Annotated in this window: 10 protein-coding genes; all 10 read right to left on the bottom strand. The window is 33.3% G+C overall.

Features of this window, described 5'->3' with window-relative positions:
- Window positions 1-430: 430 nt before the first annotated feature.
- The 10 genes from CWD90_RS12175 to rfbB all read right to left on the bottom strand — a co-directional run bounded on the left by CWD90_RS12175 (window position 431) and on the right by rfbB (window position 10085).
- On the bottom strand, window positions 431-1318 hold the full coding sequence (locus tag CWD90_RS12175; RefSeq protein WP_157941207.1) for a hypothetical protein: 888 nt from the start codon (window positions 1316-1318) through the stop codon (window positions 431-433).
- 304 nt (window positions 1319-1622) lie between these two features.
- Window positions 1623-2786 carry a CDP-glycerol glycerophosphotransferase family protein gene (locus CWD90_RS12170; protein ID WP_103476340.1) on the bottom strand — a complete coding sequence of 388 codons (1164 nt, stop codon included), beginning with the start codon at window positions 2784-2786 and terminating at the stop codon, window positions 1623-1625.
- Window positions 2783-4042, bottom strand: a complete 1260-nt coding sequence (locus CWD90_RS12165) for an oligosaccharide flippase family protein (RefSeq protein ID WP_103476339.1) — start codon at window positions 4040-4042, stop codon at window positions 2783-2785. Before CWD90_RS12165 ends, CWD90_RS12170 begins: the two co-directional genes overlap by 4 nt.
- A 3-nt stretch (window positions 4043-4045) precedes the next feature.
- Entirely contained in the window at window positions 4046-5107 is a 1062-nt protein-coding gene (locus CWD90_RS12160) for an iron-containing alcohol dehydrogenase family protein (protein WP_103476338.1), read from the bottom strand.
- Window positions 5108-5128: 21 nt separating this feature from the next.
- Window positions 5129-5926, bottom strand: coding sequence for an HAD-IIA family hydrolase (locus CWD90_RS12155; RefSeq protein ID WP_103476337.1), 798 nt, complete (start codon window positions 5924-5926; stop codon window positions 5129-5131).
- A gap of 7 nt (window positions 5927-5933) precedes the next feature.
- On the bottom strand, window positions 5934-6668 hold the full coding sequence (locus CWD90_RS12150) for a phosphocholine cytidylyltransferase family protein (RefSeq protein ID WP_103476336.1): 735 nt from the start codon (window positions 6666-6668) through the stop codon (window positions 5934-5936).
- An 8-nt stretch (window positions 6669-6676) separates the two neighbouring features.
- The gene (gene rfbD, locus CWD90_RS12145) at window positions 6677-7549 is read right to left on the bottom strand and encodes a dTDP-4-dehydrorhamnose reductase (RefSeq protein ID WP_103476335.1); all 873 of its coding nucleotides are present in this window, start codon (window positions 7547-7549) and stop codon (window positions 6677-6679) included.
- Window positions 7549-8094 (bottom strand): dTDP-4-dehydrorhamnose 3,5-epimerase, encoded by a 546-nt coding sequence (rfbC, locus tag CWD90_RS12140; RefSeq protein WP_103476334.1) that lies wholly within the window; start codon window positions 8092-8094, stop codon window positions 7549-7551. The genes rfbD and rfbC overlap by 1 nt, the downstream gene beginning before the upstream one ends.
- Complete coding sequence (rfbA, locus tag CWD90_RS12135) at window positions 8094-8960, bottom strand: glucose-1-phosphate thymidylyltransferase RfbA (protein ID WP_103476333.1); 867 nt, start codon at window positions 8958-8960, stop codon at window positions 8094-8096. Before rfbA ends, rfbC begins: the two co-directional genes overlap by 1 nt.
- An 81-nt stretch (window positions 8961-9041) precedes the next feature.
- The gene (gene rfbB / locus CWD90_RS12130) at window positions 9042-10085 is read right to left on the bottom strand and encodes a dTDP-glucose 4,6-dehydratase (RefSeq protein ID WP_103476332.1); all 1044 of its coding nucleotides are present in this window, start codon (window positions 10083-10085) and stop codon (window positions 9042-9044) included.

Genomic DNA, 10085 nt, shown 5'->3' with positions numbered 1-10085 from the left:
GGCGAGTCGATGAGAAAAGGGAGTTTAAAAATAGATTAACATTAATTTTTTATATCATTGCAATATCTTTCAAAGTGGCACGGTTTGCTCCGATATCACTGGCATGGTCACTCCGAAATAGCCAGTAGTATGACTTGCATCCGATTCGGCCAACCTCGTTTTATCCTGGAGAGACTTTGTGCCTTGGAGGTGGAGTAGTGGAAACGATTGCCCCTAAAAAACAATTAAAAAAGTTGAACTGTTGTGTTATTGATGTGAATCAAATCTGTGTTGGAAAGTGTCAAATCGGTATATTGTGGGCAAACAATATTTACAAAATACTTTAAATTTGGAGCTTCATCGTGATATTCGAGGTTTTGTTCAACCTTTAAGACAGATAATAAAAACTGAAAATCAAGGGATTTAACTATCACAAAAAGTGCCTAATCATTTAGATTCGGTTTTTAATTAATATTCCCGATATAATTCCGGGCACTATAAAACTTGTAAAGTTAAAAGTGTTTTCCGAAATAGCTGCTATTATTAATTGAGAAGTCAAAATAATTGCTCCAACATGGTTGGTTCTAGAAAATATTATACTTTTTATTTTTGGTAAAAAGAAACTAATCCAAAAAGCAAAACCTATTAGTCCTATCTGGCCAATTACTGACCCAATAAAAGTATCGCTTATTTCAAACTTATAGTAAATGGATAAATCTTCTGCAAACATTTTGGCATAATTTCCTACCATTCCCAGACCGTGCCCAAATAGGTTTAGGTAAACAATCGCATTTTTGAGACCAAATAGGTGTATAAGAATTCCCTCTATATTTAATGTGAGCAATGCCAGTGCAACAAATAATGAAGGAATTAAAAACCGTGTAGTTGGGGATAAACTTTTATTAAAAAAAAACAAGGCCAATATTACTTGCAATATGGCGCCCTTTGAGAAAGTTAATATCAATCCTAAGGAAAGAAAAAAGAAAAGGATTTTTCTTTTTTTACCTTCAGTAAAGACAGAATAATAGCATAAAATTAGAGGAGCGGCCAACATGTGCCCAAGACTTATTGGGTCCAATACCGTGGACACCAATCTTTCAGTATAGGATAATGCTGGCTCATAAAACATATATGACAACCCTCGATTGTCAACAGGAATCCCTTTAAGATTAAAGTAATTGGTAAGATCCAAAACCGCCCATAAATTACTAAACCTAAAAATAAGTCCAAGAAACACCACCCAAATAGATGTCTTATATAGAAAATGAACTATTGAAGTTAGTCTTTCTTCTTCCTTTATTCTTATATAATAACCAAAACCAATAATTAAAATAGGCACTATTAGTTGTCTAAGATTGTAGATTATCCATGAGTGCAATTCAAAAAATAAGGAAGTTGTCAGAAAAAGGTAGAGTATGAAAACTATAATTTTAAATACATAAAAATATAACCCCTTGGACCTTCCAATAAATAATACTAACAGTAGTGAAGAATAAAATACCAAGTCCTTAAGTATGAACAACCCTCTAAAACTTACGAAGCTTAAAATAACAGCAAGAACTATGGGAGCAAAAAAAGCCCACCAAATATTAATTTTGATTATTTTTTCATTAAGTAGTTCTCTTGATATCCTTAAATGCATTTTAAAGATTTAGATCTTGTATTAATTTGTCATAAATATTTTTAGAATATTCGTCGAATGGCACATTAAATAAACTATTCCCGAATTCGTTGTCGTTCCTACATGTTGCATTTGCGGTAAAAACTTTAATTAAATCATCTATCGATTCAACCTTTTCAATATTATTAACATTGTTGTAAATAAAATCAAAATGAAAATAGAGCTCCCTATCTTCAGTAGTATATTTTTCAAAATCAAATGGAAATACAACAATCTTTTTATTTAAGAGCTCATAATCAAATATGACACTTGAATAATCCGTTATTAATATATCCGTTGCACCCAAAAATTCGTATAGGTCAAATGGTAAATTATATCGTATTAGCACATTGGTGCTTTCTATAATTCCGTTTAAACTATCCTTTTCATAAAAGTGAGGTTTGATTATAATTTTTGCATTGTTCTTTAGATCTTCGTTTTTTGCAATTAGTTGTTTTAGCACTATTCTAAAGGGGTTTTTCCCTTTTCCTTCATTTCTATGGGTTGGCAGGTATGCGGCCAATGTTTCCTGATCGCTTAGGCCAAAGTAGTCTCTGATAACTTTTTTTCTTTCTGGGCTTACCTTCAAGTTTTCATTTCTAGGATATCCGGCTCTGAAAATTGTTCCATCCCTTAGGGCAAAGGCACTCTTGTAAATTTTGTCAACTGTTTCAGAGGGTGATATTACTAAGGAATAATTATCTAAGGACTTTAACCTTAATTTATCTATGATTTTTCTAATCACATTATTTCTAGAATCTAATCCAATATATTTTATTGGGCTACCATGCCATAATTGAACAAAGTAATTCCTAGGGGTTATCAAAAAGGGAAGGAAGTCAGAAGAGTTTACACAAGTTATGAAAATTTTTGCGCGCAGTTGTAGCATTATTCCGTAAAATGAATATGCATATGCACAATTATAACCTTTAAGTTCAATTGTCTTTTTTAATAAAGGGTTTTTATAGATCCAATAATGCTTTATTTGTTTATTATTAACAGAATTTGCATATTCAAAAAAAACTTTGGAATTATCACTGTATCGTTCTCCAAACCACGCGCCATAAACCCAGAGGTCTTTCTTTTTAGGAATTAAATAGGAAATTAGAAATAATAAAGGGGAAAAAAATATAAAAAGTATTTTCATAAAACATTTTTTAAGCTAAAAACCCTTTTCCATGAAGGAATAAATAGCGTTTTATATTCAAAATATACTGTGGCAATGTAGAATACTGTAATAAAAAAATGTGCTAATAGAAGGGTATAAGCCGCCATCTGGTAGCCGTAAATAGGAATAAAGATTAAATCACATATAACTATTAATATTATACTAATTGCGCCAGCAATTGCCCTTAAGGCCTGTTTGTTAGAAATCGTAAGTAAAATACCATAGGACGCACCTATTATTCGCATTCCTACTATTAATGCCAATATCCAGAAAATATCCAGAAGTTCTAAAAACTTGTTTCCGAATAATATTATAATGATAAGTTTAGAAAAAATAAGCATACCAATTATAAATATAATAGATAGTCTTAATACACTTACATTTAGTTTTAAAACATTCGCCTTAAAAAGTTTTTTATTATTGTTTAAGTTTTCATTCAACAATGGCAGATAAACCGAATTTATTACAGTAAGTAGTATTCCAAGTCCAATAATGATACGGATTCCCGACTGATAAATACCTAAATCCTCAGAAGAAACCATTGGCTTCATTATAATTGTATCGATATTGAGATATAAATTTCCGACCCAATAATGAACAGCATAGGGCAGGGCTTGTTTTAAATCATTTAAAAGGTCCTTAAAAGGTGGGAAATGCAGGTTATTCTCCTGTTTATAAATCCATAGTGAATAAAATAAGCCAATAAGTTTTGATACGAAAAAACTTATTGAGGTGGCCTCTATGTTTCTTGTTAATAAAGCCACTGTTGGCACTAGCAAAATGGTAAAAAGGTTATCTACCAATACAATTTTTAAATCTTTCTTATATTCTTTTCTGCCTTTGAATACACTTAAAATTGTATTAGTAAATGAAAATGCTATCAGGGATAAGAATAAGAATAAACCAGTAATTACTAGCTCGGTGTTGTTTTTCAATATTATATTGGCAACAAAAAAAGCAAGAACCGTCAACGAAAATAATAGAATTTTATTTACAGTAGTTTTGGAGACAATTGTGTTAATGTTGTCAGGGTTTAGGGAAACATCTTTTATTACCTTAATATTATATCCATAATCTACGATTAGGGCAAATACAGTTCCTAAAGTTAATGAATACGTAAAATTTCCAAAATCACCTAAAGTAAATACCCTGGCCAATATTGAAACCACCCCAATTCCACCGACTATTTTAGCGGAAGCACTGAGAAAAGAAAGAATTAAATTTTTCTTTATCACTTATTAGCTGGCTAATTCATTAATTTTATTTTTAAAAGCAGTGAAATTTTCAATAAAATCATCCTCAGTAATCGTATCCAAGATGGTATATCTACCGGGCCTCATTTCTTTTGATTTTCGGAATATATCTATAAGTACATGATTTTCTGTTGAATTAAGCAAATCTGTGAACAAAAGAGGAATACCAGTGGACTTTGCATACTGGATATATTCTGGAAGCAATTTGTCTTGAAGGAATAAAATAAAAAGACTAATCGAAGCAACCTGAATGCCGTGAAGACTCCCATTACCTACTTCCAAGTAGTCAATGGCGTGACTAATTAGATGCTCACTTCCGCTACAAGGGCGACTGCTGCCCGATAGTGACATTGCTATTCCTGAATTTACTTGGCCTTGAATAATTTGTCTCAAAAAAGGTTTGTAATTTAAATCTTTCTCGCTGAAATGGACCAATGAATTAGCGGCACTTCTAGATAGTTGAAATGCTAAATCATTAACGTATTCTCCGTTTTTATTATAGGACAATATCCAATCATGAGTGGCCGATAAATTAGATAAAATATCCCCCGCTGCAGCACGCAAATATTTAATGGGTGTTTTTTGAATAATGTCTAAATCAATAATTACACCCATAGGCATGGAACCTGGTAAACTTTCCGTTTTTCCGCGTTCATTCTTTATTACCGCAATAGGGGATATTAAGCCATCATTAGAAATTATGGTTGGTAAGGATATATGATTGAGATTAATTAAATAACATACTCGTTTTACTGAATCAAGTACTTTACCGCCACCGACTGCAATTATTAAATCATGTTGTTTATTCAAACAATATGATTTTAATTTTTCAATTTCAGAGAAGTCATTGTCATTTAGGATAAAGGAATCCCATTTATACTTTCTAATTAAATCAATTGAAAAATTATGAGAAATTGACCCTCCAGAAACTACTAATATATTTTTGAATGATAATTTGTTGCGTTCCAATAAATGGCCCACTTTAGCGAAAATGTCCTCATCTACTTGAAAAATTATTGGTAAATGAGTTAATTGTGAAAATATCATAAGCAATAGGAATAAATTATTTTAAGCACTCCATTCTATCTCAATGTCATCCATAAAATCAGCTAAAGTTTCAGAACAATGGTTTACATTAAATTTACTGTATTTATGACTTCCAATGTCCTCTAATTTGCTTTCTCCAGTCAAAACAAGTAATGTTTGAACCCCGAGTTTATTTCCTAGTGCAATATCTGTATATAATCTGTCTCCTCCCATTAACACTTCAGATTTGGGAATATTCAATATCAAACTTTGAATATGATCAACCATTTCATTAGAAGGCTTGCCAAAATCTGTACATGGCTTTTTGTTTGTAGTGCTTTCAACCAACAATGAAATTGAACCACAATCCGGTATTGGCCCCTTCTCGGATGGGCATGCCAAGTCTATATGAGTTATATAGTATGGTACTCCGTTGTTAATATGCTGACAAGCTATCTTTAATTTTTCATAAGTTAACTCATTATCAAAGGTGATTAAGACAAACTCTGGGTTAATTTCGTCCTGAATAATATTAAAACATTGCTCCAGCTCATAAAGAAAGCTTTTTGTTCCAACGGTATAACCCTTTTTATATTTCTTAGCCAAATATGCCCCGGCAATAGTTATAGGTGTTACAACTTCCCCATCACTGACATTGAGTCCTAGTTTAGTTAATTTTTTATAATAAATAGATCTACTAACTGTGGTATTGTTCGATAAATAAATAAGTTTATTACCTTCTTCTTTAAATCTGTTTAATTTGGAAATTATATCCTTAATTGGTTTACCATCCACATATACTGTGCCGTCCAAATCTAATATTAATGCTTTATAATTCATTCATTTTCTAATTAAATATCTTCTCCGCTTTCCTTAAATCCTCATGGTTATCTATTTCCATCCATTTTCTACCAGTCATATCCAGATAATTTATGTTTGAACTTTCATCCTTTGATAATAAATCAATAGCGACTTCAGTCCAACTGTTCAATTCCCCACCATTAATAATATTAGATGAAATTTGGAATATTTTATCCCTGTTTTTGCTATCAAAAGTATATATATCTATTGAAACATATACATTATTGTCCTCTTTAAAAGCTTTTGACATTCCTATAACCCTATCCGTGCCATCAGTTTTTATTTTCATAGACTCTTCATTAAATATTCCCTTATCGATCGCAATATAATTTCCGTTAGATTTAATTATATTTTCCACAATGTATTTATCATAAAAACAATCGGCATTAATGATTACAAGGTCGTTTTTTTCATTTAGAGTTGAAAGGGCCAAATACAACGAATACATATTGTTGGTTGTATCATAGTCCGGATTTTCAATAAACTCAATGTTTGATTTTAAATCTAAGCTATGAACAAAATTCTTAAGGATTTGACTTTTATACCCTGAGGCAATTTTAATATTAGTAGATATGGAATCAATCGCTTCTATTTGCTTAAGAAGTCTTTCTATTATTGCTTCCCCATTAACTTCTACCATAGTTTTAGGTACTTCATCCGTCAAAGGTCTTAATCTAGATCCCACTCCAGCAGCAAGAATTATTATATCTTTCTTTATCATAGTATATATTAAATTTTATTAAAATATTTTTTCAGGCTAAATCTCCAATCCTGAACATTTGTCTTTAGCACTTGTTTTGTTTTGGATTTGTCCATTACACTAAAGGCAGGCCTTTTTGCTGGGGTTGGATATTCATCGGAAGAAATAGGTTTTATCTTGATATTCATTCCCCTAATTTCGAAAATAGCCTTGGCAAACTCATACCAATTTATTTCCCCTTCATTGCTATAATGGTAAAAGCCGAAATCACTTGTTTTTGTACAGACAATTTTCATTATTGCCTCTGCTAAATCACTAGCATTGGTGGGTGATCCCAATTGGTCATCTACCACACTTAGCTCTTCCCTTTCGGCACCCAAGCGCAACATTGTTTTTACAAAATTGTGTCCGTATTCAGAATATACCCAAGATGTACGAATGATAAAATACTGTTCTAAAATCTTCTGAACGTATTGTTCCCCTTTTAATTTGGATGCTCCATACACGTTAATAGGGTTTGGAACATCTTTCTCCAAATAGGGTATTGTCTTGGAACCATCAAATACAAAATCCGTTGAAATATGTATTAAAATAGAATTTTGGGCCTTGCAGGCCTCCGCCAAATACTTTACCGCTTCTGCATTCACCAAAAAAGCGCTTTCCTGATCCGTTTCTGCCTTGTCCACTGCGGTATATGCGGCACAATTGATACAATAGTCAAACTTTTCCTGAGCAAATAGAATATCTATCTGTTCTTTACTGGTGACATCTAGTTCCTTGGAGGTTTTAAAATGGAAATCATAGTTCGGGTATGTCCTTGTTAAATCCTGCAGACATCGTCCCAATTGCCCGTTGGCTCCCGTGATTAACAGTTTTATTTTTTTGTATATTACTTCCTCCATTATAAAAGTGCGTTTTCTAAAACGGGGAGCTCCAAATCTTTTTCGGACACTTTAATTTCATCAATATGCAATAGCCAATCTATATTCAGGCTTGAATCATTATAGATAATTCCTCCTTCCGAAGTTTTGTTATAAAAATTATCACATTTATAAAAGAACTCCGCTGTTTCACTTAGAACTGAAAATCCATGTCCAAATCCTCTTGGTATAAAGAGCTGTTTTTTATTTTCGGCAGATAATTCTATGGCCACATGCTGGCCGAAGGTGGGAGAATCGTGCCTAAGGTCTACGGCAACATCCAATACCTTTCCACTAAGGACACGTACCAATTTAGCTTGGGCATATTTTCCAGTCTGATAATGTATAGCCCTAATTACTCCGTTGGATGAGTAGGATTGATTATCCTGAACAAAGATGATTTTTTGTCCTATGGCCGTGTTAAAATTATTGGAATTAAAACTTTCAAAAAAATATCCTCTATCATCCTTAAATACCGCTGGTTCTAAAACAAAACAGCCGTTTAACTTAGTTTCTGTAACTTTCATTAATCCTTATTCAATAATCCCAATAAATTTTTTCCGTAGCCACTTTTCATAAGGGGCTCTGCCAACACTTTAAACTGCTCTTTGCTGATATAGCCCATCTCATAGGCTGCACCCTCGATAGCACCTATTTTAAGTCCCTGGCGCTCTTCAATAACTTCTACAAATTGTGAAGCTTGCATTAGGGAGGCAAAGGTACCGGTGTCTAGCCAAGCGGTGCCACGGTCTAAAATGCTTACATTTAATTTGTTGCGTCTTAAATATTCTTTATTTACATCGGTGATTTCAATCTCCCCTCTGTGGCTAGGTGCAATATTTTTAGCAATTTCTACCACGTCATTGTCATAAAAATAAATACCTGGAACCGCGTAGTTGGATTTAGGTTCTTCTGGTTTTTCCTCTATACTAATGGCTTTTCCTTCCTTATTAAATTCGACCACTCCATATCGTTCTGGATCGTGAACACGGTAGGCATAAATTATACCACCTTCCGGATCATTATTGGCCTGTAGTAATTTTGCTAAGCCTGAGCCATAGAAAATATTGTCACCCAAGATAAGGGCGACCTTATCTTTTCCAATAAATTGCTCTCCAATAATAAAGGCTTCTGCCAGTCCGTTTGGTTCTGCTTGTACCTCGTATTCAAAATTACAGCCATATTTGTTACCATTGCCTAAAAGCTCCTTAAATAATGGCAGGTCCTTGGGAGTTGAAATGATCAATATGTCCTTTATACCTGCATACATTAAGGTAGAAAGTGGATAGTAGATCATAGGTTTGTCGTATATAGGCATTAGTTGTTTACTTACCGATAAGGTAAGGGGGTGTAAACGGGTTCCAGATCCTCCTGCGAGTATTATTCCTTTCATGGATTTGTTGTTATCTTGTTTTGAAGTTATTTTATGACGATGTTAACGAGTTCAATGTTTTTTCATCATAACTACATCACATTATTTATACTGTTTTTCGTAATACTTCTGATAGTCCCCTGAAGTAACATGGGTTAACCACTCCTCATTGGCCAAATACCAATCAATGGTTTTGGCCAATCCTTCTTCAAAGGTAACGGATGGTTCCCACCCTAATTCTTTGTTTATTTTAGAAGCATCAATGGCATATCGCAAGTCGTGACCGGGTCTATCTTTAACATAAGTAATCAGTTTCTCACTTTTCCCAGTGGGTCTTCCCAATTTTTGGTCCATTTGTTTGCATAGCAATTTCACCAAATCAATATTTTTCCATTCATTAAAACCACCAATATTATAGGTTTCGGCATTTTCTCCTTTGTGGAATAAAAGATCTATAGCTCTAGCATGGTCTTCCACAAACAACCAATCCCTGGTATAATTTCCGTCTCCATACACGGGCAATGGTTTGTTTTGAATGATGTTATTAATAAATAAGGGAATTAATTTTTCTGGAAAATGGTTCGGACCATAATTGTTGGAACAATTGCTTATTACATGGGGCAAGCCATAGGTTTCGCCATAAGCCCTAACAAAATGATCGGAACTGGCCTTCGAGGCCGAATAGGGAGAATTAGGGTCATAGGCAGTATTTTCTGTAAACAATCCTGTTTTCCCTAAAGATCCGTAAACTTCATCTGTGCTCACGTGATAAAAACGTTTTCCAGCAAAATTATCCTTCCAAATAGATTTGAAGGAGTTTAATAGATTTACGGTGCCAATTACATTAGTCCTTACAAAGGCTAGAGGGTCGGTAATTGATCTATCTACATGTGATTCCGCTGCAAGATGAATTACCCCATCGAACATGTTGTTTTTAAAAAGTGTATCGATAAAATCAGCGTCTGTAATATCACCTTTAATAAAACTGTAATTAGGGTTAGATTCTATATCCTTCAAATTCTCTAGATTACCGGCATAAGTAAGTGCATCCAAATTATAGATATGATAATTTGGATATGACCTTACTAACCTTCTAATTACATGAGACCCAATAAATCCAGCCCCACCTGTAACTAATATTTTCAT

The organism is Arenibacter catalasegens, assembly GCF_002909235.1.
In the GTDB taxonomy this organism is placed as follows: Bacteria; Bacteroidota; Bacteroidia; order Flavobacteriales; family Flavobacteriaceae; genus Arenibacter; species Arenibacter catalasegens.
The sequence above is the reverse complement of the archived record's forward strand: the minus strand, read 5'-3'. Positions and strand labels throughout refer to the sequence as shown.

Coding starts and splice junctions, on each gene's coding strand:
- rfbC (WP_103476334.1), bottom strand. CDS start 8,094: ATGAAAGTTACAGAAACTAAGTTAAACGGCTGTTTTGTTTTAGAACCA.
- rfbD (WP_103476335.1), bottom strand. CDS start 7,549: ATGGAGGAAGTAATATACAAAAAAATAAAACTGTTAATCACGGGAGCC.
- CWD90_RS12160 (WP_103476338.1), bottom strand. CDS start 5,107: ATGATATTTTCACAATTAACTCATTTACCAATAATTTTTCAAGTAGAT.
- CWD90_RS12150 (WP_103476336.1), bottom strand. CDS start 6,668: ATGATAAAGAAAGATATAATAATTCTTGCTGCTGGAGTGGGATCTAGA.
- rfbA (WP_103476333.1), bottom strand. CDS start 8,960: ATGAAAGGAATAATACTCGCAGGAGGATCTGGAACCCGTTTACACCCC.
- CWD90_RS12170 (WP_103476340.1), bottom strand. CDS start 2,786: ATGAAAATACTTTTTATATTTTTTTCCCCTTTATTATTTCTAATTTCC.
- rfbB (WP_103476332.1), bottom strand. CDS start 10,085: ATGAAAATATTAGTTACAGGTGGGGCTGGATTTATTGGGTCTCATGTA.
- CWD90_RS12155 (WP_103476337.1), bottom strand. CDS start 5,926: ATGAATTATAAAGCATTAATATTAGATTTGGACGGCACAGTATATGTG.